Below are 22103 nucleotides of genomic sequence, written 5' to 3' on the forward strand. Positions count from 1 at the left end.
GACGGTGGAACACCTTGGACATTGCAGAGCAGCTTCCGGGCTGATGACTCTCGACGCCGTGCCGGCTCGCGGGCGTGTCAGGTCGAGCGCAACAGTTCCTGCAGGCGCGCCAGATGAGCTTTCGCGACTTCCGCATCAGCAGGTGTGGCGGGCGGCGGATCGGGCTCTGGTGTCCTGTTGACTGGCGCCGCAGGCGCCTTCTGTGCAGCCCAGGTGCGAAATTCTCCCCGTAAGGCCTTCTGAATGATGCCGAACAGGTAGCCGGTGGGATTGCGGACCGTCGTGGAGGCGCAGCGTGCATCCCATTCGTCCAGCAGGGCTTGCCGCAGATCGTGATCCACTGACTGCATCGCGGCCAGCGCGCCGTTCTGCTGCTCCGCCTTCAGCGCCAGGAAGCGCCTGGGCAACTGCAGTTGCTGACGTTCTTCTTGCGCGCGCGGTACTGTACGTACTTCTTTAATACTTTCTTTTATACGTACTGTACGGTCCGACTTCGGATTCCGAAGTGCGCCGTTTTCCGGGCTTTTCCGGCCTGCTTCGGAATCCGAAGAGAGGTTCGCCAGATTCCGAAGACGGTCGTCGGAGCCGTCTTCGGAATCGTGTTCGCCGCCGCCCTGTGGATAACTCGATGTGCCGTTCCAGCCCTGCGCTGACAGCCGCTGTGACAGAATCTCCAGGCGACTCGGCAGCACTCGGCCGCTGAGCATGGGGTCTTGCGTCAACTCCTGCAGGGTGGTCGCGCCCACGCGCTGGACGGATTTGCTGGCATGCGTCAGTGCCTGGCTGACCAACTCCAGATAATCGGCATCGAGCTGGATGGCTTCGTAAGGGGTGAGCGGTTCGTCGTGCAGGACGTAGAGGTTGCCCTGAATGCGCCCGCTTCTGGGATCACGCCGGCGCCGCACCAGGCTGATCCAGCGCGTCAGTCGCAGCACGGTCAGCGCTCGGGCCACCGTCTCGTGCGATGCCCTCTCGGCACAAGGCATGGAGGCCAGCCAAGGCGCAAGCTGGTCGTAGGTGGGCATGGCGGTGATGCCGTCGTCCGCCAGCATCAGGCGGAACACCTGCCAGCCGTTGCGTTCAAGCGGTGTCAGGCGCCGGTCCAGCAGCAATGCACGCGGCACGCTGTCGTGTCGATTGCCACTATAGAGAAAGCCGTCGGTCGGTGGTGAGACTGCAGATGGGGCCGGCGGCGGCTGTTGAGGTGCCAGTTGGCCGAGCGCCTGCTCGAACAGCTCGCCCAGCCGGACGGGGCCGCGCGTAGGGTGTGGCCCATCCGTCATCAGGTCAGCCCTTCATCGATCCATCCGCGCAAGGCATTCCAGATCACGGACAGAGGCAGCCCAGTGGCCTCGGCGAGATCCGCCGCGACGCCCAGCATTCCCATGTCGTCGTTGCTGTCGACTTCCTGCTCCTTCACTGTCGAGGACCAGCGCTTCCACAGGTCGGTGTCCTGTTCCTCGGTCAATACCGGATGCCGCCCCTTGCGTTTCGGCAGGCCGATGACACTGCGACGCAAGGCGATCTCCTGGTGGGTCAAGCCGAAGAATTTGCTGATCAGCTCCGTGCTGGCGCCCAGGCGCAGTAGCCGATCGATCTTCACCACCTCCTCGGTGACGTCTTCTACCTGGTGCAGCAGACGACGCAGCACATCGCGGTTGACGACTACCGAGCACCACGACACGTTGGCGTTGGCCAGCACGCTGGCCATCGCGGGATGCTTGAGGGCATCCAGATCCTTGTCGTCGAACCCCATCGACTTGGCCCGGCGCAACTGGCCGTTGCGTAGATCATGAAGTGCCTGGGCGATCACTGCCTGGTTAAGTGGGTGAGGTCCGGACATGGCTACGCCTCTCATGATCCGGTGATGGCATGGTCGCCATCGGCGATGCCGGACTCGATGTCCCTCAAGCGACGGGCAAGCCGCAGCAGGCGGAACAGTTTCACCAGGGCGTTGTCGCTGAGCCTGTGTGGCAAGCCTTGCTGCGCTCCGGTGACTGCCGGGGTACCTTGTAGAAGCGCTCCCAGCATTTCGGTGAGAATCGAAAGATCGATGCTCGTGACCGACTGATCGGTCGCCAAGTAAGGCGTGCTCAGGGCATGCAGCAGTGCCAGCGTCGCCTGGGCGTGCCGATCGGGTGTTGGCTCGGCCTCGGGCTGCCGGCATCGAAAACCGATGCCTTCCTGGCACGCCTCGACCAGGTCTTGCAGAGCGGCTTCGCCGGCAATCTCGCGGGCGAACTGCGCGATATGCGTGCGCAGGCGATCGGGGTCGTCCAGCGCGGGTTCGATGTACCAGACGTCGGTAATCGGATAGAGACTTCCTGCCTGAATCGGGATCGACTGCAAGACGTTGCGCTCGAAATCCGGCAACGTCTCGCCGGTGTGATCCGCGACCAGGCGCTGGATGGATTGCAGCCGCTCGGTTGTGCCGGCTGGCGATACGATGTGCTCCTGCAACAGGGTGGCACGCTGCGCATCGTCGGATTCCTGCGTACCCGGTGCAGTCGGGGCTTGGGGAGCAGCAGCGGCCGACGGCGTATCGTTGGCGGGTGGCGCGACAGCCGGTGCCGAAGGCGTCGTCGATGCCTGCTCCGGTGGCGGGGGCGAAGATGGCTGCCCGGTCGACGCTGTCGATGGCGACGACAGGGATGGTGCTGGTGCGGGAGGTGATTCGGGTTCGCCGGCAGGCTCGCTGCTGAGGACCTGCCAGCGCCGATCCGAGTCGGTAATCTCGAAGAGCAGCGTGTCGTATTCCATGTCGAGCAGATCGGCCATCTGGCCGACCAGTTCGTCCTGGACGCGCTGAACGCTGAAGCCGCCCGCCGCACTGTCGAACAGTGCCAACACGTCCTGGAACAACGTGGGGAAATCGAGGTGGGAGTGGGCCTGGCGATTGCGGGCCGACCAGACTCTGTCGGCGGCGCGCCGCAGGCTGGTCAGTTGCTCGACCTGGTGCCGCCCCAGGCCGGCGTAAAGCACGGTCGGGATGGCGGGCAGCAGATATTGGATGGCCTCTTGCATCCGGCTGATGTGGGGTTGCGGCACGGGATAGCCGTCCGCCTTGAGGCGGCGTGCCAGCTCGGATTGGGACAAGGGTTTGCCGGTTTCCTCTTCATACAGTTCCCGGGCTTTCTGCACGCCCAATGCGCGCTCGATGAACGACAGGCCGCCGTGCAGCTCGTTTTCCGCGAGATGGCCCGTCAGGGCAATGATTTCTCCACGCTCCGGCCACGGCCGGAACTGGCACGCGATGCGGAAGAAGCGCTCGTCCCGTGTCTCGCTCCACAGTTCGCGCAAGATCGCGAGACGGGTATTGCCGCCGTTGCGGATGATGTAGTGATCCGCGCCCGGACGCCGGGTGATGGGCGGGGGAGCGTCGAGTCCGCGTTCGCGAATCGAGGCCTTGATGTCGTCGTAAAGCGGGTTGCGGGTGAGGCGCGGATCAAGCTCATACGGTCGCAACTCATCGAGCGTCACGACCATCGGCGTATCCTCAATCGGATCACTCAAGCTGTTCGCGACGGGGCCGCTGCGCGTGAAGCCATCGCTCAGGAGCTTGTTTGCAACGTCCTGGGGGGAGATGTCAGGCATGGCCATCTCCTTCCTGCGTAGGAAGCTCCGAGGGTTCGAGCCCACGCTGGGCTCGCCGCAGCATGGCGCGGGCGTTGAGCCCCGCTCGGTGGTCGCTGGCGGTGGCGCTGGTGAAGATCGGTGGCAGTCCCGGCCGGGTGAACTTGAGATGTCCACCTGGGGTACGAACGACCTCCCATCCTTCGCTCAGGGCATACTCGATCAGCGGCAGCAACCGCTTGTGGCCGCGGGCCAGTTCATGGGCGTTCGACATGGGCGAACCTCCCTCCGGCCTTGCCGGTGACCGCTGCGAACCGTTCCTGCCACTGAGGGCATAGCTCATTTGCCAGGCCGCGCACGATCTCCAACGCGGCCAATGCCTGACGGCCCGAAGGCCGTCGATGCTCGACGCGATGAACAGGCAGGCCTCGGGTGGCTGCGCGCGGAAAAGCTTCGATCGCAGGAATTTCAGTGGCCAGTACCTGGATGCTGGCCTGCTCCTGGAAGATCAGGCGTAGCGTCTGCTGGATCAGGCGCGCGTTGGACGAGACGGCGGGGACGCGGTTTATCAGCAACTGCAGTGCGGGCGGTTCAATGCCCAGCTTTCGGTACGGCGTGATGTCCTCGACCAATTGCAGGGTTCCACGCCGCAGTTCGCGTGCAGCCAGGATTTCCGGTGTGACGGGCGACACGGCCTGCTGGGACGCCAGCAGTGCCATTTCCAGCAATACGCTACGCGCGCCCTGGGTGTCTATGACCACCAGATCGTAGTGCGGCTGGAAGGTTGGCATCAGGTTGCGCAACCGCAGGCGTCCATCTGGGGCGTGCAGCAGCAAGGTATTGAGCTGCCGGTGCTCGTCGTTGGACAGCACCAGATCCAGGTTGTCGATGACTGTGCGCGACACCAGGTTCGCCAGGTCGCGTTCGTTGAAAGCCAGAAGCTCGTAGATGCCGCCCGGTGCGCGATGCTTCAGCTCGTAGTAGGACGACAGGGTTGGCTGCATGTCCAGGTCGAGCAGCAGCACCCGCAGACCCGCGTCGGCGATGAATGCGCCGAGGTTGGCCGCGACGGTGGTCTTGCCCACGCCGCCTTTGGTCGAAATGATGGATACGACCTGCATGGGGCTCTCCTCAGACATCGCTCGGGAGAGCTGGCTGCTGCGCGCGGTTCTTGAGACGTTCGGTGATCCACAGATCGATCTCGGTGGAATCCCATCCGACAGCGCGAACTCCAAGGCGCAGTGATTGGGGAAACTCACCCTTTTTCATGAGCGAGTAGATATGCGCGCGTTTGAATCCGGATTTGGCCTCGACTTCGTCCAGCCGCAGGATGCGGCGCTCGCCGGGCAGCAGTGCAGTGGGCTGCGACATAGTGGTCACTCCTTAACGCTCAGTGGCGTTTGTTGGGGTGACCTCTATTCAATAGACATGGGTTCCGAAGTACATTGCAAATGCAATTTCCCAGACTGCAGATACAAGCTGGAAAACCTCAAGCAACTACGCTAGCGCTGCCCAGCTTCCTCCGTGCGCTGCCCAGCTTCCTCCGTGCGCTGGCGAACTTGCCGTTCAGCGTGCGCTCGGTGATGCCCATGATGCCGCCACGATGAGCGATCAACGCACTGACGATGGCCTCCTGGGTGCTGAAGCAAGAGTACGGCTTGCCCGAAGGAGATCTGCTCAGCATCAGCTCCAACATGCTGCCAATGATGTGCAGGTAGGTGGCCTCCGCACGATCACTGAGAGAACACTGGCCGCAGGCTGGGATTGCCCCAGATTGCTTGAGCAGTTCTTCGTGACGCTCCTTGAGGTTCCGCAGTTCGCGACGACAAAGCTCAAGCTCCGCCTTCATGGCTTGGCGTTCCACCAACATGGCCTGTCCGGCTTCCAGCGTGATGACGGGGTGCGCGATGCGCTCGATGCGACTGAAAAGAAAAGCAGGTCGATGCCCTGGGTAGTGGGTTTGCATCCAGTGTTTGAGATCGAGGTGGCGCACGGTCAACTCATGGGAATCAAGCAGGGATTCATCGTTCAACGTGATGCCGTTTCGACCATAGGGAAGCTCACCGTTGACGATGGCATCGTAGATGCGTTCCGTGCAGAGTCGCAGTTCATCCCATCGGGGGCAATTGAGCGTTCTCGGCAGATTTCTAGGCGACGAGATGGAGGACAGGATTTCTTGCGAGTAACGCCATAATCCTGCCCAGCGTATGGCGGCCTCAATCGGACGATAGAACACCTTTGAAGCTGGCAGCTCTTCATGCATGTCTCCATCTCCTTGCGGGAGCGCTACATCACCGACTCCTCTGCTGCCGATCGACGTATGGTCACGGCGTTTGTTGTTTGGCTTCTTGGGCGCACGTTGGCGGGGTATGCCGAAGCATGTTGGGTCCACATGCTCAAGGCCAGTGGCCCTTGCCCGCTCGATATGTGAAAATCGCGATGCTTCGACTATCGAGCGATTAGTGACCGCACCTGGTTGCGCTTGTACACGCTTGTCAGCGTCGTCGGCCTTGATTTTTTCATCAAGACTCATTTCGTATCGCGTGTTCTATAAGGGGTCTAACCGACTTGCCTCGGCGCTGCGTCTATGCGGTTTGATTGGTGCTGGCCAGGGGGGAGGCGATGCCGGTGAGACTTCCACGGCATCCTGATAGATCGACATAGCAACTGACTGCCTCGCTCCGTCTTGCGCATGATCAGCTGTGCAAGGCTGAGATGCGCACTCAGTTCGCGCAACACGTACGCGATGCAGCGGACTGCCTTGGCACGGGGTAGCACGCAGGTGAGTGGATGGTGTTGGCGGCGAGTGGAAATTGGTGGACGGTCTTCGTTGACGACGCTCGAAAACGAGGCTAAAATTGAGGCCTTCGTTGAAGCCCTCAGCGAAGAAAAGAGTTGGAAAACATACGCTTAGCGCGTCAGTGCTAGTCCCGTTTCCCGCTCCAGATTATGATCTATAGACTTCCACTGGCGTCTGTAAGTCATTGAAAATAGGAGCTTAGGCTCCTTTTTTCATTCCAGCAAAAGCCACTGGAATCCACTGACAGCCAGCGTTTTTGAGGCCAAGAACAAGGCCAAAGAATGCGGGTGGTTCGGTTCCGGGTTGTTGCTGGGATTGGATCGGGATGACCTGCAGCATCGGGCCTAAGTCCAAGACTTAGGAGCTTCGATGATGGCACTCTCTGATCTGACTGTGCGGCAAGCCAAGGCCGCTGACAAAACCTACAGCCTCCCCGACACCGATGGCCTCGGCCTGGTGGTTGCCCCTACCGGCGGCAAATCATGGCACCTGCGCTACTACTGGCTGGGCAAGCAAAAGCGCATCTCCTTGGGCAACTACCCCGAGATTGGCCTGCGCGAAGCGCGTACCTTGCGCGACGAAGCCCGGGCACTCCTGGCCAAGGGCATCAACCCCCACACCGACCGCAAGCAGAAGCGGCACGCGGTCAAGCTAGCGGCCGATTACACCTTCAAGGCCGTCTTCGATGCCTGGGTTGAGCATCGCCGCAAGGAACTCAAGGAAGGCCGTCAAAGCACCCTCTCGCAGATCCTTCGGATCTTCGGCAAGGACGTGCTGCCCACCCTCGGGAAGATGTCGATCTACGACATTCGCCGACCCCGGCTTCTGGAGGTTCTGGCCAGGATCGAGGAACGCAAGGCCTTCACCACGGCAGAAAAGGTCCGCACTGGTTGAGCCAGTTATTCCGCTATGCCCTCGTGATCGTCGAGGGACTGGAAGCCAATCCGGCTTCTGACCTGGATGTTGTGGCGGAGCCCAAGCCACCGGTGACCCACAACCCGTACCTGCATCTGCCCGAGCTGCCCGAATTCCTCCAGAAGCTCCGGCTCTACAATCCGCGTGGCTGGCAAACCCAGCTCGGCATCCGGCTGCTGTTTCTGACCGGGGTGCGCACCGGCGAACTGCAGCTGGCGACCCCGGATCAGTTCGACCTCGACCTCGACCGCGGCCTGTGGATCATCCCGCCGCAGATCATCAAGCAGCTTCAGGATGAGATGCGCAAGGCCGGCAAACGCCCGCAGGACGTGCCGCCCTGCATCGTGCCGCTGTCCCTCCAAGCCATCGAGATCGTGCGCTACCTCCTGGGGATGATGCGGCCCGCTCAGCTCCACCTGCTGGCGCACCGCAGCGAACTCAAGAAGCGCATCAGCGAGAACACCATCAATGCCGCCTTAAAGCGGATGGGCTACGAGGACCAACTGACCGGCCACGGCATCCGCGGGACCATTTCGACTGCGCTCAACGAGATCGGGTACCCCAAGATTTGGGTGGATGCGCAGCTTTCACACTCGGATCCAAACAAGGTGAGTTCGGCCTACAACCACGCCAAGCATGTGGAACCACGCCGCCGGATGATGCAGGACTGGGCCGACCGCCTCGACCTGCTCGAACAGGGCCAGGTGGAAGCCGCCAGCGCTCACCTCACCATTCGTATCGAGGGAGTGCCGGCGATGGCTGAAGAGAATGAGCGTGGCTCAGTCGATGCTGCTTCCTCTGTTGGCCCCGTCCCGCCTGTGGTGGCCGCGCCCATCGTCGTGGCGCCGAATGCGGCCGGAGCGGCGTTCCAGCGACTGTCGCATGTGCCTCCGACTCCAACTCCGACTCGGCGGTCGGAACAGGAGGTGTCTGCGATCCAGCGCGAGCGCGAGGAAATGCTCGCCATGTATGAATCGTCGAGCTGCCTGCCGGTCCCGCTGTTCGGCAAGCTGGCCGGAAAATCCAAGGATCAGGTCAACCGCGAGGTGAAGGGGGCAAGCTGCTGTCCATCAGCTTGGGCAACCGCGGGCAACGTGTGCCCGATTGGCAACTGGTGCCCATCAAGCACAAGCTGGCACAGGTGCTCATGAAACAGTGTCCGCAAGCGGGGTCACGGTCGCGCGCCAGACTGCTTTGCTGTCCGCCGTGGGCTGCAACATGCCATGATCCTGCAGCACGTTGAACACGGCGGTGTTGTTCGCGGGAATGCCGTCAATGCCTTGAGACAGCAGATGCGCGCGCAGCTTGTCGGAAACCGTCTTGCTGACGAGCCACAGCGCATCGTGCGTCAGCCAGCCATCTGATGCCTGGGGCTGATTGAGCTTCAACTCTTCCTTGAGCAGATAGCGCAGGCCGTCCAGCAGCTTGCGCTGCAAAGCGTGTTTCGGTGCGGCCATTGCCTTTGCCGGATCACCTCCCAGTTCCTGGGCGACGGACGCACGGTCGGCCTTGATCACCAGTTCGAGCACCCCAGCGTGCTCGTACTGTCCTGCCATGACGTACAGCAGCGCAGTCCACAGCGATGGGAAGCCGCTGAGCCAGTCAAGGATGAAGCGATCGAGCACTTGGTGGTACAGCAAGCCGGTAGCTGCACCGTGCAGGCGGTACTCGCGATCCTCGCGGTAGCGGAATCGGTAGGGTTGCTTCAGCGGGCCATGCCAGGCGGGCCAGACACTACCGTCGGCATGCTCGGCATGCAGATCAACAGCGATTTTGCCGATGTCGTGAAGCAGCGCGGCGTAGGCGGTAGCGGCGGTCCAGGCTTCGGCTTGTGCGGCTTGGTCTTCGGGAGTTGTGCCAGCGGGCAGCAGATAGGACTGCCGCAGCTTGAGCGCGTAGGCAACGATCTCAAGGCCATGGTCGAGCATGCCGCCGTGGTAGGCATGGTGGTGGCTCTCGGCGGCGGGTAATTGCTGCACAAGCGCGGCGTAGCGCTCCAAGGGCGTGCGATACAGCGTGTCGAACTGCCGGCGAGACAACGACGTGCGCTGCCAGATGTGTTCCAACAAACTTCTGTCGGCGCGGGGTGGCGAGCAGGGACGCGGCCGTCTCCGGCCTCGTCAGCCCTTTCGGGAGGCCGGTGGCGGGTGCTGACGACGGAGCGGTGGCGACCGAGGCCTGTTTTCGCCGGAACAGGGAGGGCGTGTGGGTGTCCTGGTGGCGGGCCGACCGGGAGGCCTTTTGGCCTTTTCGGGGTAGGGCCTTTCCCCTTGCACCCCATTCCCTTGCCATTTCTGCCCTTTGGCCTTTACCCGTTTCGGTATAGCGGGACGTAGCTTGCGGTTCCAGCGTCAATGTGGAATCCGCTCGTGTGGATTGAGCGGGGACCCTCTGTGCTCGCTCGGCCTATGCTGCGCGGACGCCGTTTCTGCCGAGCGGGCTCTCATTCAGTTGACAAAGTTGACAAAGTTGACAGATGCGACTAGAGTGAATCCAGTCTCAAACCTGCTTGGGAAACGATCATGTCCAATTCTAGTGAATTCATTGCCGACCGTCTGCCGCGCGTCACGGTGGAGGACGTGCGCCGCTTCGCCGCCACCGTCGATATCCGAGATGCCTGGGCTTTCGCGGCCGAGTTGCAGGCGTTCGTCCACGAGCGTGTAGAGGCGGTGGAGCTTCCTGCCCGCCTGGAAATGGAGACGATGGAACAGACCTTGGAACGCAAGGCGGCCGCGCTGCGCGCCGACACGCGCTGGGCACCGAATGAAACCGAAGTCCAGCGTGGCCGTACCGCGTTGCTGAAAACCTTTAACCAGCCGCATAACCTGCCGATCCCCGAATTCGCCAAGTTGGCGGACAAGTCGCGTCAGCAGATCTACAAGGACATTCTCGCCCGTCGGTTGCTGGCACTGAACGTGGGGCCGCGCGGCCAGAAGCTGCCCGACTGGCAACTCGACCCGGTGAAGCAGCAGTTGACCCAAGCCGTCCTCCAGGAGGTCGAGGGCATCGACAACTGGACGATTTACGGTGCGCTTTCCGAACCACTCGAAGGCTTGGGCGGGCGTTCGCCGGTGGATGCGGTGACGCCAGACTCGATCGACAAGGTGAGCGAGGCCGTGTTCAACGTGCTGGGCGTTCAGGTGCATTGAGATGAGACTGCCATGAGTCGCGAACTGCCGTCGTTCCTGATCGATGCGGGTGAACTGCTCCAGCATGTGAGCCGCGTCGCCTATCGGGGCAGCCCGCTGCACTATGGCCGCAGCAGCACCAACCGCTACGACGACCCGACGCGGGCCTATGGCGTGCTCTACCTGGGCCGCGACCTACCCACGGCGCTGATGGAATCGGTGTTTCATAAGCACCAGTGGCTTGCGGACACGTCGCGCTCGATTGCGCTGAGAGAAGTCCAGGGCCGGATGGTGCGTGCCGTGGGCGTTCTATACGGTATGCGCCTGGCCGATCTCACGGCATCGGGCGTCATGGCGGGCTACTTCGGCTTGAACCTGGAGCAGTTGGCCAGCCGCGACTACACGCACACGCAGCAGGTTTCCGCCCAGGTGCATGCGATGCTCGGAGACGACGGCCTGCCTCTGTTCGACGGGGTGCTCTATCCGTCGCGCAACAACTATCCTGCCAAGAGCATCGCCTTGTTCGGGCGTGCGGAAGCGAAGGTCAGGGTTATCGAGGACATCGACTTGATTGACCATGTGGACTGGCCGGGTTTCGTTGCCATCTATCGCATCGGTGTGGAGCCCGACCCTGGCCCGGTGGAACCGGATGACGAAGCGTCTTGAAGCAGCAAGAGAATACACTGAAAGCCCCAAGCAGAATGAATTGGACCAAGCTGGAATAGGCATCCTCGTCTAGCAGGAGACGACCATGAACACGACAACCCGCATCAGCACCGCGGAACGCGTTGGCCGCAGCGTTGGCCGTGGATGGCGCGCCTATGTGCGCGGCGAGCGAAGGTTGTCGAGCTGGCTCGCCTCCAAGGGGTATCGGGGGCTGGTGCTGCCGCGTTGCTATGGATGGTCAAGCTGATTGCGCTGGGACTGCTGTTTTATATTGCCTTCTGGCTGGCGTTGTTGCTCCTGCTTGGTGTTGCCGCAGTATGGATGGTCAGCAACCCGGCTACGGATGATGATCGCTGGGCGCAACCGGACGAACTGCGAAACGGCGAAGCGGGGTTTGGTCTGTATCCGTCTAAACGGTCAGCGGATCGACTTTCACGACCCGAACGATCCGTTCAACGATTGAGTTCTGGTTAACGCTCAGCTTGAGCAGCGCGAGCACCATGGGCAGGGCCTGGCGCACCACGTCCATGGCGGGGAATGCTGCGAATCCCCAACGGCCATTCCCACGTCGCCGGCCGCGCGCGTGATGACGTTCGGCAAGGTCTTGTCGATCTGGCCGCCGTAGTCGGTATAGACCGACCCCAGATTGAGCTTCTGTTGCCGTGGTGAGGCGATCGTGCGAATCACCGAATCGTCCACCTCGGCCCGGCTCAGGAACCCGGCCCAGCCCGCCAGCCGCGTGAGCAGATTTGGGTTCACCTGGCCCAACAGCCGCGCGCGCAAGCCGTTGCTTCCATCGGCCCACCATTGCCTGCAGGTCGGATAGCCACCGCCGCTGGACACCTGATAACTACTTTACCCCTGAGCAGTTGAAGTTCAATTTTGCCTTGTGGACCCGAGGGCGTATACGTGAGTTGATCCGGCAAAAATTCAACGTCCGGCTCAGCGATGTTTCTGTGGGTCGCCTGCCTCGCAACCTGGGTCTGACACCACAGAAGCCACTGCACCGAGCGTATCAGCAGAAACCGGAAGCGGTGAAGCAGGGGAAGGAAGAGACGTACCCCCCCCGGAGATCCGTAAAGAGGCCAAGAAGATCGGTGCCACGATTTTTTTGGTGACGAGGCCAGCATACGCTCTGACTACCATAGCAGCACCACCTTGGCGCCCATTGGGGAAACGCCGGTGATTCGCAATACCGGCAGTCGCTTCAGCCTCAACATGATTGCTGCCATTTCACCCGTGGAGAACTTCGTTTCAAAACCATTGAGGGGACAATGAATACGGATGCTTTCATCGGCTTCCTCAAAGCCTTGATGAAGGATGCCGAAACGCCCGTATTTCTGATTCTGGACAATCACCCGGTACACCATGCCCGTCGAGTCCGGGAATATGTGGAGAGTCTCAGCGGTAGGCTAAAGCTGTTTTTCCTTCCACCTTACTCACCGGAACTGAATCCTGATGAGCCGGCCGGTTGGGGCTACATCAAATACCACCACGTTTACAGAACCTTGTATCGCTACTTGGTTACCCAGACAAAAGTGATACTCGATCTGGTAGACCGTGTGGCTTCCATATCTGCCCCTTCCGCACCGCGCCCTTTGGCGTTTACGAATGCTTTCGGATGTAGGGCAAAAGCGGCGACTCGGCCACCATCAATGCGGGCGCGCCAGAACCGAGCTGTTGGCGGAAGGCCGGCTGTGTCGGACCTGTGATACCCCTTCGCCACCGGCCGGAGCCGCCGTGTCCAAATAGATTGATGGGGTAAGGAAGTTTCCTTACTCTGTGGGTGTCCTGATTTGGAGAATCGCCATGCCTGGCATCCATGAAGTCGCCACCTTGACCTCCAAGGGTCAGATCACCCTGCCTAAGCCCATCCGTCAGGTCCTTGGCGTGGACGCTGGCGGCAAGGTGGCTTTCGACCTGCGTGGCGGGGCAGTCATCGTGACCCGCGCCGACGTTGAACACGAAGACCCGGCGATCGGAGCCTTCCTGGGCCTGCTGGAAGCGGATATCCGGGCCGGCCGGCATGTCCAGGCGCTGCCTGAAGATCTTGCACGGGCTATGCTGGTGAACGCGGGGCGGGCGATGAATCTCGATGACGACATCGAAGGCGACGTGGCGCTGTGATGCAGCGGCATGGCTGGACATTGCTGTTTCACGAGGGTGTGATCGAGCAGTTGCGCAAGCTGCAGGCGGCTGCGGAACGGGCCGAGCGGAGCGACCCGCAAGGGTTCCAAGCCAATGCCAACGTAAAGTTGTTCCGGGCGCTGAGCCAGTTGATCATGGACGTTGTGCCGAGTGATCCCTCGCGCGACGAGTTCCGCCAGGGCAACACCTTGGGGCCGGCTTACCGCCACTGGCTGCGGGCGAAGATCGGACGGCGATTCCGCCTGTTCGTTCGCTACGACTCCAGGACAAAGGTAATCGTGTTCGCCTGGGTCAACGACGAGCAGACCCTGCGCTCGGCAGGCAGCAAAACTGATCCCTATGCGGTGTTCGAGAAGATGCTGGGGCGAGGCAATCCGCCTGATGACTGGATCGCATTGGTGAATGCGAGCCACCAGGATTGGAGCAAGCCGGGGTAGCCATCCAGCACATACAGCAGGTGACGACGATGGACACGAAAGCCCGCATCAGCTACGCGAGGGCCGATGCAGGCCGGGGTTCTGCTGGGGCGTCGAGACGGGCTAGGGATGTGAGCATGGAGAGACCTCCGTGGAGAGTCCGAAGGTACGCCCGTGGAGGGCTTTGCTCCGAGGACGATCGGGACGAGGACGATAAGGATGGTGCCGAGATGAGCTGGGCATCCGCCACCGCGTTGACGGTGGCTGTTCGCACGGGGATGCGAGGCGAACGGGGCGGATCAGCGCGGGGCGCCGTAGCCTTGAAGGCCCTGGCTACCGACTCGCCGAATCAGTCGAACGCAGCGCGGCGAGGTGCACGACAAGGAATCGGAAACCGGCGTGTCCGCTTTGGCCAGGGCATCGGCAAAGGCGGTCAGCCTCAGGGTTACTACCGCCATGGTCGGGGCGAGGAGGAACTGCTGAGTCGTAACGTCATTTGCGAATAGAGCGTTTTGAGTGCAAAATAAGTGCGTTAATTCTGCATCAGGTGATAAGCCATGAATACCGTCCTGCAAGAGCCCTTCGTTGAGCGGTTCCGCGAACCCAATACCCCGTATCTGTCGCCGGCCAAGGTTGGTGACTTCTTCGGCTTTCGGGTGCAGGAACTGGCCGAGCGCGCGCACGTGCATCGCAATACCCCGACCGCCCGGCCCCAGGCCCCGCAGTTGCAGAAGTATCTGCAGGACATGGTGAAGGTGCTGGCCGTGGCCACCGAGATGACCGGAGACCTTGAGCGTGCGGCCTTCCTGGTGCGCAATGAGCCGCTGCGAGCCTTTGGCTACAAGACCGCCGATGACCTGATTCAGGACGGGCGGGCCGATGCGGTGATCGCCTATCTGGAGTCCCTCGCCGGTGGTGCCGCCGGATGATTTCGAGGACCCTCGGCGAGGGCGGGGACACGGCCTTCTATCGGGTCATCGTGCCGCCCTACGCCAGCTCGCCGCTGTCCGGTATGGGCGCGGCGCGCCAGGGTGGTCGTTTCAACCGCCCCGAGCAGGAAGCGCTGTACCTGTCGCTGGATGAGTCGACGGCACTGGCGGAGTACAAGCAGGACAACCCGTGGCTACGCCCGGGTACGACCTGCACCTTCTTCGTCAACGGGCTGCGCGTGGCCGACCTGAGCGCCGGCTTTGAGGCCGAGCGCTGGTCATCGCTGTGGGCCGATTTTGCGGTGGACTGGCGGGCGGAGTGGTTCGGCAGATCCATCGAGCCACCGACCTGGTACATGGCCGACGACGTGGTAGCGGCCGGACTGGACGGCATCCTCTTTCCCTCCCAGGCACGCCCAGGGGGAACCAGCCTGGTGATCTACCGCAGCTCGGCCAGATCACCGGCGCAGCTGCGCGTCTATGACCCGGACGGGGCGTTGCAGAAACTCGCGTTACGCTGAGTGTTCAATTTCAGATGATTGTGGATGAGCTGGTGTTGCGCGGCGGGCAGCCGCGCACATGCCGCGCGGCAACGACACCAGTGATCTCGCTGCCGACCTGTGGGCCAGCGAGTGAGTGTCCACCTCGCCACTGGCGACCCCGCGTTGCACCAATGGTCGTGTTTCCAGCCGGTAACCAGGCCGCTCAGGTCCTTGCAGCTGACGCCAGCCCAGCCAGCCTGCAATCAAAAGCAGCACAACGAGTAATACAAACGCACGGCGGATTGATTTGGCGGCAGGCAAAACGGACCACTCCCTGTGCCGTACATGACGACCGTCGGACGCCATAAGCTTACGGACCATCACGCGTTATGGGTACAGCGCGGGTATCACTCGGCGGAGACAGCACAACAACGTTGAATCATCAGCAGACTCTTGGGTTCAAACAGTAGGTCCCTTCGTTAGCGCAGGACTATCAGGGCCATAGCCTCGCCCTGAGAAGAGGCTGCGTACAATCAACCTTCCCGCTGTCAGGATTTGCTGATCATGGCGTCAACTGCTCAAAGCCCCGCTGCCACTTTTCGCTCCGTCTGGCTCGCTCAGGCCCAAGCCAGTCCCTGGATCACCTTCAGCCTTGCTGCAACGGCGGTTGCGGTTCTGCTGCTGCTGATAGCGGGCGGCATCAACGCCTTTCAAAGCAGCGAGGCCAGTAACGTTCGCTACGCCATGCTGGGCGGAAGCGCCGGGTTCGTTGCCACCGCTGTTGGCGCGTTTCTGGCGATCGGCCTGCGCGACATCTCTACTCGCGCCCAGGACAGCATGCTGGGTTTTGCAGCCGGGATGATGCTGGCAGCCAGCGCATTCTCGTTGATCCTGCCGGGGCTGGAAGCCGGACGCGAGCTGTTTGGCAATGGGCCCGCTGCGGCGTTGACCGTCGTGGTCGGGCTTGGTCTTGGCGTTTTGCTGATGCTCGGGTTGGACTACTTCACACCGCATGAGCATCAGAGTACTGGACCCCGCGGCCCCGAATTCGCGCGACTTAACCGAGTGTGGCTGTTCGTTCTCGCCATCGCCCTGCACAACATCCCGGAAGGCATGGCCATCGGCGTGAGTTTCGCCAATGGCGACTTGAGTGTCGGGTTGCCATTGGCCACGGCGATCTCGATCCAGGACATCCCGGAGGGCCTCGCCGTTGCCCTGGCGCTGCGTACCACCGGTTTGTCGGCGCGGGCCTCCGTGCTGATTGCGGCAGCTTCCGGGCTGATGGAACCCATCGGTGCCCTGGTCGGCATAGGCATGTCCAGCGGATTCGCCATTGCTTATCCGGTCAGTCTCGGCTTGGCGGCTGGCGCCATGATCTTCGTGGTGTCCCATGAAGTCATTCCAGAAACGCACCGCAACGGCCATCAGACGCCCGCCACGCTCGGGCTGATGCTGGGCTTCGCTGTAATGATGTTTCTGGACACCGCGCTGGGTTGAGCTCAGCTAGCGCGCTGAGCTGCCGCATCTAGGCAGCCCGGCGGTTGTGATCGAGCAGGCGCAAGGCGCTGCTTATAGATTTTCCAGCAGCCGGCGGGCGGCTTCCTGGCCGCTGAGCCAGGCGCCTTCAACCCGGCCGGACAGGCACCAGTCGCCGCATATGTACAGGCCCAGTCCGGCGTCGGCTAGCGCCGTCCACTCATGGGCCTGGGCAGGCCGGGCGTACAGCCAGCGATGCGCCAGGGTGAACTCTGGTGCCGGCACCACACAATCGATCAGCTCCGCGAAGGCGCCATGCAGGCGCTCGATCACCGCTTCCTTGGACAAGTCGAGATGCTGGCGGCTCCAGTTGCTGGTGCCGTGCAGCACCCAGGTGTCGAACTCGCCGTCTCGTCCCGGTTTGCTGCGGTTGCGAGCGATCCAGTCCAGTGCATCGTCCTGAACGAAACAGCCTCCCACCTGGGTGTTCAACGGTGTGGCAAAACCCAGCGAAACCGCCCATGCCGGTTCCATCGCGACGCTTGCCGCAACGGCCGCAAGATTGGGGGCGCTTGGGAGCAACGCCGCGGCCTGGGGCGCCGGAACCGCAACCACTACTTGGCTGAAGGGGCCATGGCTGGCGCCGGAGGCGTCGACCAGTGTCCAAAACTGCTCACCGCGAAACACCTCGGTGATGCGGCAACCGAAGGTGGCCGGCAGTTCGCCCAGCAGGCCGCGGGTGATCGCGCTCATGGTCGGTGTGCCGACCCAGCGCACTTGCTCGTCGGCAGAGGGCGTCAGCTGTCCCTCGCGAGCCTGGTACAGGTTCGGCGCCCATTGATCGACCCAACCCTCGGCGTGCCATTGGCGCAGGGCGTCGTTGAAGCGGCGATCCCGCGCGGTAAAGTACTGCGCGCCCAGATCGAGCGAGCCTGCATCGCTGCGTTTACTGGCCATGCGGCCACCACTGCCGCGGCTCTTGTCGAACAGATGTACAGGCTGGCCGGCATCGTGAAGTGTACGGGCTGCGGAAAGGCCCGCGATCCCGGTACCGATGATGGCGATTGGAGCCTTGCTCATGATTACCTCGTGTGCTGGTGCGATCAGCCGCACAAACGATTGGCTGCGGCATGATTTCATGACAAGCGTTCGATACTGCTTAGCCTCCCCATCCTCGGACAGACGCTCGTGTTTGGCTAGAGGGTTTCGACGCAATGCAGCAAACAGTCTCGCCGTTTTCGGGGTTGCTGACCGGCGGTCATGCTGGTCGGCGGAGCAGGCTATTCGGCCCGTGCTACCGGCATTCGTAGGCAGTGGTTGTAAGTTGCTGATAAGCCGGTACAATGGCGCCGCTTGCCGCCTGGCGAGTTTGTCATGGTGGGCCCTGCCGGTCCCCCCGCAACGATCAGCCGTGAACCCGGTCAGGCCCGGAAGGGAGCAGCCGCAGCGGTGACATTGTGTGCCGGGGTGTGGCTGGTAGGGTTCACCTCCATGACGACCGTATTCTTCCTGTTTTATTCCCTAGCATCGACCTCCTGCGAGTCCGAGCGAGTCCTCACGCCCGTTTATCGGGATGACAGGCGACCTCTTCAGACTGCAATGCTCGAAAGCCCTCAAGCTCGCCTACACCTGGGCAGTCGAGCGCGCTTGGCATTGTTGAGTACGCGCCCGGCGGTAAATGTGGTTGGAGCGCCGTAGTCAGTATTCTTCTGCTGACATCCTGCAGGCCCAAACAGCCTGAAACGGCACATTCGAGGGGGGTTCGTTTGTCAGTTAAAACAAGCTGGGACATCTATTGCGTCGTCGTCGACAATTACGGTGACATTGGCGTGACCTGGCGGCTGGCGCGGCAGTTGGTGGCAGAGCACGGCCAGCGCGTGCGGCTGTGGGTCGATGATCTCGATACCTTCGCTCGGCTTTGTCCGGGTAGCGCCATCGCTGATCGGCAATGGCATGAGGGTGTCGAGGTGCGTCATTGGACAGCTGATTGGCCCGGCGCAGCGCCGGCCGATGTGGTGATTGAGGCTTTTGCCTGCCAGCTTCCCGACGCCTATATAAAAGCAATGGCTTGCAGCGGGCGCCGCATCCTCTGGCTCAACCTGGAATACCTCAGTGCAGAAGACTGGGTGGTGGGCTGCCATGCGCTGCCTTCTATGCAGCCCGATGGTTTGCAGAAGTATTTCTTCTTTCCGGGCTTCGAGCAGGGCACCGGCGGTTTGATTCGCGAGGGCGATCTGCTCGCACGCCGGGAGGCGTTTCAAGCCAGCCCGGTGCTACGTGAAGCCTTTCTGCAGAGCTTCGATCTGACCGTGCCCGCCAACGCGCGCTTGCTCTCACTGTTCGCCTATGAGAATAGCGCCGTCGCCGGATGGCTCGATGCGCTGGCTGCTGATGCGCGCCCATCGCAGCTGCTGGTGCCTGAGGGGCGCGTGCTGAGTGACGTGGCGGCCTGGCTGGGGCTCGAGCAACTGCGAGCCGGTGACCGTCATGCCCGTGGTGCGCTGCAGATTGCAGTGCTGCCGTTCATGACCCAGAACCAGTACGACATGCTGCTCTGGTGCTGCGATTTCAATGCCGTGCGCGGTGAAGAATCCTTCATCCGGGCGCAGTGGGCAGGGCGGCCGTTGGTCTGGCATATCTATCCTCAGGATGAAGATGCGCACTGGGACAAGCTCAACGCTTATCTGGATCTGTATGTCCGCGACCTTTCCCCGCAGGCGGAGCTAGCGCTACGCGAGTTCTGGCGGGCCTGGAACGAGGGCGCAGGCAGCGACAAGGCCTGGATCGCGATGCTGGAGCATGAGGCAGAGCTGCAGGCGCATGCGGACCGCTGGACACACAAACAGGTTGCCAATGGCGATCTGGCCGGGAAACTGATGCTGTTTTACGCGGACTGGTTAGGGCCTGCTTCGGTCCGACCCGTGGCTGCTCCGGCTTGATCGATCGGCAAGGCTGGCAATATGAGGCGGCAACGGCGCCATGCGTCGCAGTAACGCGGCTTGCGACGAAACAGGAACAGACCCTATGATACGCGGCCTGTTTTATGTCTCTAATTCCATTCGGATATTCGTATGAAAACCGCACAAGAGTTCCGTGCCGGCCAAGTGGCCGTTATCAACGGCGCACCCTGGATCATCCAGAAAGCCGAGTTCAACAAGTCCGGTCGTAACAGTGCCGTGGTCAAGATGAAGCTGAAGAACCTGCTCAATGGTTCGGCGACCGAGACCGTTTACAAGGCTGATGACAAGCTGGAGCCGGTCATTCTCGAGCGCAAGGAAGTGACCTATTCCTACTTCGCTGACCCGCTGTATGTCTTCATGGACGAAGAGTTCAACCAGTACGAAATCGAAAAAGACGACCTCGAAGGCGTGATGACCTTCATCGAAGACGGCATGAGTGACGTCTGCGAAGCAACTTTCTATAACGACAAGGTGATCTCGGTCGAACTGCCGAACACCATCGTTCGTGAAATCGTCTACACCGAGCCGTCCGTTCGCGGCGACACGTCCGGCAAGGTGATGAAGACTGCGCGCCTGAAGAATGGCGCCGAGCTGCAGGTTTCTGCTTTTTGCGAAATCGGCGACTCGATCGAGATCGACACTCGCACCGGCGAGTACAAGTCCCGTATCAAGGCCTGATTTCAGCCCTGCGCGGACAAGCCCGGCCTGGCGCCGGGTGACTTGAGACCGAACCCCGCTTGATGCGGGGTTTCGTTTTTTTGGGGACGGTGACTGGTGGCGGCCGCCTGCACGGTGTCTGCATTTATCGTGGCACGCAGGAAACGCGTCATGTAGAAGGTTTCATCCCGAAGCGTGGAAGCTGGCATGAGAGGGGTGCGCTTACCCTGCGAAGAAGCGTTCATTCAACCTGCATCGGGACGGTGGCTCTGATGCTCAGCCGAATAGGCGTGTCTCCAGCCTGGAACCCCAAGCAGCAACATTGCGACTGAGGTGAGCTCAGGCCCGCTGAACAGAGCTGCGCAGGGTGCCGATTCTGCTGCTCTGCCGGTTGAAACCAGTCGACGTGCTGGAGTATGGTTCGGACAACCTTTGGAGAACAGCATGCTGCTCAACCTGATTCTTTTGATCCTTGCACACACCGGCACCATGCGCTCGGCGTGGCTGCGTGGTCAGGCGATTACGGCTGGCAGTTATTTTTTTGGGTATTGGTTTAGCCATCGGCGCGCCTGATATCCCACAGGCGCCCTAGCAACCAGGGTCGCCACCAGACAGTTTTCGAACCCCCGGTCGGCCCCCGACCGGGGGTTTTGTTTTTTCTGGCCTGAGAAGGCCTCACGTAACGAGGGCAGCACCATGTACAACGACACCAGCGCTTACCGCACCTACCGCTATGACTGGCGATTTAGCCGCTTCACTGCCGCCGCACCCACACACCTGGACCGAACACTTCGCTAGCGCCGACGCGGCACAGATGCCGCGCCGGCCAAAGGACCGCCCGTCATGAATGCACCACTCAACGCTCCAGCCATCCCCTGCAACGCTTCCGCCGCCCCAGCCAGACGTAGCGCTCTTCCGTTACCGAGTCCCGCTTTACTGCGGCAACGGCTGCCCCTCAGCGCATCGCTTGACGAGCGCGTTCGAGGTCAACGAAAAGCTATCCGCGCCGTACTCAACGGCGATGACCCGCGCCTGCTGGTGGTGGTTGGCCCTTGTTCGTTGCACGATCCGGTGTCTGCGCTGGAATATGCCGCGCGGCTGGCTGAACTGGCTCCGCAGGTCAGCGATCAGCTGCTGCTGGTGATGCGTGCCTATGTCGAGAAGCCACGTACAACGGTCGGCTGGAAGGGGCTGGTTTACGATCCGCAGCTCGATGGCAGCGGTGACATGGTAGAAGGGCTGCATATCTCGCGCCGGTTGATGCTGGATATCCTGGCGTGTGGACTGCCGATCGCCACCGAACTGTTACAACCCCTGGCGGCGGGCTATTTCGATGACCTGCTTGGCTGGGCGGCGATCGGAGCACGGACCAGCGAGTCGCAAATTCACCGTGAGATGGTCAGCGGGCTCGACCTGCCGGTGGGTTTCAAGAACGGTACCGATGGCAGCCTCGGGATTGCTTGCGATGCCATGCGCTCGGCTGAGCATCCGCATCAGCACTTCGGAATCGACGAGCTCGGGCATCCTGCGCTGCTGCGCACGAGCGGCAATGCCGATACCCACCTGGTGTTGCGTGGCGGGCACTCGGGGCCAAACTATGATAAAGACAGCGTCGCAAAGGCGCGGGATACGTTGCAGCGCCAGGGTATTGCCCAGCGCATCATGGTCGACTGCAGTCATGCCAACAGCGGTAAAAACCCACTGAGTCAGCCGACGGTGCTGGCGTCCGTTGTCGATCAGCGCATGGCTGGCGATTCGAGTCTGCGCGGCGTGATGCTCGAAAGCCACCTGCTCGACGGCTGTCAGCCACTGTCCGGCGAGCTGAGATATGGCGTATCCATTACTGACGGCTGCCTTGGCTGGAGTGCGACCGAGCGGATGCTGCTTCGAGAGGCGGATCGACTGCGCTGCTAGGGTGAACGAGCCCGGCTGCGACCAGCAATTCTCATTATG

General features: G+C 61.7%; 22 protein-coding genes, 1 other RNA gene and 5 pseudogenes. 16 read left to right on the forward strand and 12 right to left on the reverse strand.

Annotated features, from left to right (window positions below; translation table 11 throughout):
- Positions 1 to 77: 77 nt before the first annotated feature.
- The 7 genes from NA637_RS03135 to NA637_RS03165 form a co-directional block, all read right to left on the reverse strand.
- On the reverse strand, positions 78 to 1283 hold the full coding sequence (locus NA637_RS03135) for an STY4528 family pathogenicity island replication protein (RefSeq protein ID WP_058167145.1): 1206 nt from the start codon (positions 1281 to 1283) through the stop codon (positions 78 to 80).
- Positions 1283 to 1843, reverse strand: coding sequence for a DUF2857 domain-containing protein (locus NA637_RS03140; RefSeq protein WP_003296448.1), 561 nt, complete (start codon positions 1841 to 1843; stop codon positions 1283 to 1285). Before NA637_RS03140 ends, NA637_RS03135 begins: the two co-directional genes overlap by 1 nt.
- An 11-nt stretch (positions 1844 to 1854) precedes the next feature.
- Complete coding sequence (locus NA637_RS03145) at positions 1855 to 3594, reverse strand: ParB family protein (protein WP_058167146.1); 1740 nt, start codon at positions 3592 to 3594, stop codon at positions 1855 to 1857.
- Entirely contained in the window at positions 3587 to 3847 is a 261-nt protein-coding gene (locus NA637_RS03150; protein ID WP_003296446.1) for a type II toxin-antitoxin system HicA family toxin, read from the reverse strand. The genes NA637_RS03145 and NA637_RS03150 overlap by 8 nt, the downstream gene beginning before the upstream one ends.
- Positions 3831 to 4694 (reverse strand): ParA family protein, encoded by an 864-nt coding sequence (locus NA637_RS03155; RefSeq protein WP_003296445.1) that lies wholly within the window; start codon positions 4692 to 4694, stop codon positions 3831 to 3833. The genes NA637_RS03150 and NA637_RS03155 overlap by 17 nt, the downstream gene beginning before the upstream one ends.
- A 10-nt stretch (positions 4695 to 4704) precedes the next feature.
- Positions 4705 to 4944, reverse strand: coding sequence for an AlpA family transcriptional regulator (locus NA637_RS03160; protein ID WP_003296444.1), 240 nt, complete (start codon positions 4942 to 4944; stop codon positions 4705 to 4707).
- 118 nt (positions 4945 to 5062) lie between these two features.
- Positions 5063 to 5836, reverse strand: coding sequence for a hypothetical protein (locus NA637_RS03165; protein WP_058167147.1), 774 nt, complete (start codon positions 5834 to 5836; stop codon positions 5063 to 5065).
- A gap of 909 nt (positions 5837 to 6745) precedes the next feature.
- Between NA637_RS03165 and NA637_RS03170 the strand changes: the two are divergent.
- Positions 6746 to 8492 (forward strand): annotated as a pseudogene (locus NA637_RS03170) (tyrosine-type recombinase/integrase); the annotation flags it as partial.
- Here the strand turns inward: NA637_RS03170 and mobH are convergent.
- Positions 8458 to 9484, reverse strand: a pseudogene (gene mobH / locus NA637_RS03175) (MobH family relaxase); the annotation flags it as partial. The pseudogenes NA637_RS03170 and mobH overlap by 35 nt on opposite strands.
- Before the next feature lie 326 nt (positions 9485 to 9810).
- Between mobH and NA637_RS03180 the strand changes: the two are divergent.
- From NA637_RS03180 to NA637_RS03190, 3 genes and pseudogenes are all read left to right on the forward strand, one after another.
- Positions 9811 to 10437, forward strand: coding sequence for an integrase (locus tag NA637_RS03180; protein ID WP_256070966.1), 627 nt, complete (start codon positions 9811 to 9813; stop codon positions 10435 to 10437).
- Between the two features lie 12 nt (positions 10438 to 10449).
- Positions 10450 to 11082 carry an RES family NAD+ phosphorylase gene (locus NA637_RS03185; protein ID WP_256070967.1) on the forward strand — a complete coding sequence of 211 codons (633 nt, stop codon included), beginning with the start codon at positions 10450 to 10452 and terminating at the stop codon, positions 11080 to 11082.
- An 85-nt stretch (positions 11083 to 11167) separates the two neighbouring features.
- Positions 11168 to 11545, forward strand: a pseudogene (locus tag NA637_RS03190) (DUF3742 family protein).
- Between the two features lie 9 nt (positions 11546 to 11554).
- On the opposite strand, the pseudogene NA637_RS03195 reads toward NA637_RS03190, so the two are convergent.
- Positions 11555 to 11928: pseudogene (locus NA637_RS03195) on the reverse strand (conjugal transfer protein TraG N-terminal domain-containing protein); the annotation flags it as partial.
- Positions 11929 to 11969: 41 nt separating this feature from the next.
- Between NA637_RS03195 and NA637_RS03200 the strand changes: the two are divergent.
- The gene (locus NA637_RS03200; protein WP_256070978.1) at positions 11970 to 12200 is read left to right on the forward strand and encodes a helix-turn-helix domain-containing protein; all 231 of its coding nucleotides are present in this window, start codon (positions 11970 to 11972) and stop codon (positions 12198 to 12200) included.
- 21 nt (positions 12201 to 12221) lie between these two features.
- Here NA637_RS03200 and NA637_RS03205 read toward each other — a convergent pair whose 3' ends face one another.
- Complete coding sequence (locus NA637_RS03205; protein WP_256070979.1) at positions 12222 to 12440, reverse strand: hypothetical protein; 219 nt, start codon at positions 12438 to 12440, stop codon at positions 12222 to 12224.
- On the opposite strand from NA637_RS03205, the gene NA637_RS03210 reads away from it, so the two are divergent.
- The 5 genes from NA637_RS03210 (at position 12357) to NA637_RS03230 (ending at position 15096) form a co-directional block, all read left to right on the forward strand.
- The gene (locus tag NA637_RS03210; RefSeq protein WP_256070968.1) at positions 12357 to 12794 is read left to right on the forward strand and encodes a transposase; all 438 of its coding nucleotides are present in this window, start codon (positions 12357 to 12359) and stop codon (positions 12792 to 12794) included. The two genes, NA637_RS03205 and NA637_RS03210, sit on opposite strands and share 84 nt — an antisense overlap.
- Positions 12795 to 12891: 97 nt before the next feature.
- Positions 12892 to 13209: a type II toxin-antitoxin system PrlF family antitoxin gene (locus NA637_RS03215; RefSeq protein WP_256070969.1), complete on the forward strand. Its 318-nt coding sequence runs from the start codon at positions 12892 to 12894 to the stop codon at positions 13207 to 13209.
- Positions 13209 to 13667, forward strand: coding sequence for a type II toxin-antitoxin system YhaV family toxin (locus tag NA637_RS03220; protein WP_256070970.1), 459 nt, complete (start codon positions 13209 to 13211; stop codon positions 13665 to 13667). The genes NA637_RS03215 and NA637_RS03220 overlap by 1 nt, the downstream gene beginning before the upstream one ends.
- Before the next feature lie 536 nt (positions 13668 to 14203).
- Positions 14204 to 14575: an MbcA/ParS/Xre antitoxin family protein gene (locus tag NA637_RS03225; RefSeq protein WP_256070971.1), complete on the forward strand. Its 372-nt coding sequence runs from the start codon at positions 14204 to 14206 to the stop codon at positions 14573 to 14575.
- Positions 14572 to 15096, forward strand: a complete 525-nt coding sequence (locus tag NA637_RS03230; protein ID WP_256070972.1) for an RES family NAD+ phosphorylase — start codon at positions 14572 to 14574, stop codon at positions 15094 to 15096. Before NA637_RS03225 ends, NA637_RS03230 begins: the two co-directional genes overlap by 4 nt.
- A 52-nt stretch (positions 15097 to 15148) precedes the next feature.
- On the opposite strand, the pseudogene NA637_RS25480 reads toward NA637_RS03230, so the two are convergent.
- Positions 15149 to 15378, reverse strand: a pseudogene (locus NA637_RS25480) (efflux RND transporter periplasmic adaptor subunit); the annotation flags it as partial.
- A gap of 243 nt (positions 15379 to 15621) precedes the next feature.
- Between NA637_RS25480 and NA637_RS03235 the strand changes: the two are divergent.
- On the forward strand, positions 15622 to 16554 hold the full coding sequence (locus tag NA637_RS03235; protein ID WP_256070973.1) for a ZIP family metal transporter: 933 nt from the start codon (positions 15622 to 15624) through the stop codon (positions 16552 to 16554).
- A 72-nt stretch (positions 16555 to 16626) separates the two neighbouring features.
- Here NA637_RS03235 and NA637_RS03240 read toward each other — a convergent pair whose 3' ends face one another.
- Positions 16627 to 17613, reverse strand: coding sequence for an NAD(P)/FAD-dependent oxidoreductase (locus NA637_RS03240; protein WP_256070974.1), 987 nt, complete (start codon positions 17611 to 17613; stop codon positions 16627 to 16629).
- A 305-nt stretch (positions 17614 to 17918) separates the two neighbouring features.
- On the opposite strand from NA637_RS03240, the gene ffs reads away from it, so the two are divergent.
- The 5 genes from ffs (at position 17919) to NA637_RS03265 (ending at position 22064) form a co-directional block, all read left to right on the forward strand.
- Positions 17919 to 18015, forward strand: an RNA gene (gene ffs, locus NA637_RS03245) — signal recognition particle sRNA small type.
- Between the two features lie 284 nt (positions 18016 to 18299).
- A complete protein-coding gene (earP, locus tag NA637_RS03250; RefSeq protein WP_256070975.1) occupies positions 18300 to 19472 on the forward strand; it encodes an elongation factor P maturation arginine rhamnosyltransferase EarP in 1173 nt (390 codons plus the stop codon).
- A gap of 132 nt (positions 19473 to 19604) precedes the next feature.
- Positions 19605 to 20171 carry an elongation factor P gene (gene efp / locus NA637_RS03255; protein WP_045425888.1) on the forward strand — a complete coding sequence of 189 codons (567 nt, stop codon included), beginning with the start codon at positions 19605 to 19607 and terminating at the stop codon, positions 20169 to 20171.
- A gap of 423 nt (positions 20172 to 20594) precedes the next feature.
- Positions 20595 to 20723: a hypothetical protein gene (locus NA637_RS03260; RefSeq protein ID WP_256070976.1), complete on the forward strand. Its 129-nt coding sequence runs from the start codon at positions 20595 to 20597 to the stop codon at positions 20721 to 20723.
- A gap of 270 nt (positions 20724 to 20993) precedes the next feature.
- Positions 20994 to 22064 (forward strand): 3-deoxy-7-phosphoheptulonate synthase, encoded by a 1071-nt coding sequence (locus NA637_RS03265; protein ID WP_256070977.1) that lies wholly within the window; start codon positions 20994 to 20996, stop codon positions 22062 to 22064.
- Positions 22065 to 22103 lie beyond the last annotated feature (39 nt).

The sequence above is a fragment of the Stutzerimonas stutzeri genome (assembly GCF_024448935.1).
GTDB lineage: Bacteria > Pseudomonadota > Gammaproteobacteria > Pseudomonadales > Pseudomonadaceae > Stutzerimonas > Stutzerimonas stutzeri_AO.

Excerpts from the sequence above, each read along its gene's own strand:
- NA637_RS03135 (WP_058167145.1), bottom strand. The coding sequence starts at position 1,283 with ATGACGGATGGGCCACACCCTACGCGCGGCCCCGTCCGGCTGGGCGAG.
- NA637_RS03140 (WP_003296448.1), bottom strand. The coding sequence starts at position 1,843 with ATGTCCGGACCTCACCCACTTAACCAGGCAGTGATCGCCCAGGCACTT.
- NA637_RS03145 (WP_058167146.1), bottom strand. The coding sequence starts at position 3,594 with ATGCCTGACATCTCCCCCCAGGACGTTGCAAACAAGCTCCTGAGCGAT.
- NA637_RS03150 (WP_003296446.1), bottom strand. The coding sequence starts at position 3,847 with ATGTCGAACGCCCATGAACTGGCCCGCGGCCACAAGCGGTTGCTGCCG.
- NA637_RS03155 (WP_003296445.1), bottom strand. The coding sequence starts at position 4,694 with ATGCAGGTCGTATCCATCATTTCGACCAAAGGCGGCGTGGGCAAGACC.
- NA637_RS03160 (WP_003296444.1), bottom strand. The coding sequence starts at position 4,944 with ATGTCGCAGCCCACTGCACTGCTGCCCGGCGAGCGCCGCATCCTGCGG.
- NA637_RS03165 (WP_058167147.1), bottom strand. The coding sequence starts at position 5,836 with ATGCATGAAGAGCTGCCAGCTTCAAAGGTGTTCTATCGTCCGATTGAG.
- NA637_RS03180 (WP_256070966.1), top strand. The coding sequence starts at position 9,811 with ATGTCCAATTCTAGTGAATTCATTGCCGACCGTCTGCCGCGCGTCACG.
- NA637_RS03185 (WP_256070967.1), top strand. The coding sequence starts at position 10,450 with ATGAGTCGCGAACTGCCGTCGTTCCTGATCGATGCGGGTGAACTGCTC.
- NA637_RS03210 (WP_256070968.1), top strand. The coding sequence starts at position 12,357 with ATGAATACGGATGCTTTCATCGGCTTCCTCAAAGCCTTGATGAAGGAT.
- NA637_RS03215 (WP_256070969.1), top strand. The coding sequence starts at position 12,892 with ATGCCTGGCATCCATGAAGTCGCCACCTTGACCTCCAAGGGTCAGATC.
- NA637_RS03220 (WP_256070970.1), top strand. The coding sequence starts at position 13,209 with ATGCAGCGGCATGGCTGGACATTGCTGTTTCACGAGGGTGTGATCGAG.
- NA637_RS03225 (WP_256070971.1), top strand. The coding sequence starts at position 14,204 with ATGAATACCGTCCTGCAAGAGCCCTTCGTTGAGCGGTTCCGCGAACCC.
- NA637_RS03230 (WP_256070972.1), top strand. The coding sequence starts at position 14,572 with ATGATTTCGAGGACCCTCGGCGAGGGCGGGGACACGGCCTTCTATCGG.
- NA637_RS03235 (WP_256070973.1), top strand. The coding sequence starts at position 15,622 with ATGGCGTCAACTGCTCAAAGCCCCGCTGCCACTTTTCGCTCCGTCTGG.
- NA637_RS03240 (WP_256070974.1), bottom strand. The coding sequence starts at position 17,613 with ATGAGCAAGGCTCCAATCGCCATCATCGGTACCGGGATCGCGGGCCTT.
- efp (WP_045425888.1), top strand. The coding sequence starts at position 19,605 with ATGAAAACCGCACAAGAGTTCCGTGCCGGCCAAGTGGCCGTTATCAAC.
- NA637_RS03260 (WP_256070976.1), top strand. The coding sequence starts at position 20,595 with ATGCTGCTCAACCTGATTCTTTTGATCCTTGCACACACCGGCACCATG.
- NA637_RS03265 (WP_256070977.1), top strand. The coding sequence starts at position 20,994 with ATGAATGCACCACTCAACGCTCCAGCCATCCCCTGCAACGCTTCCGCC.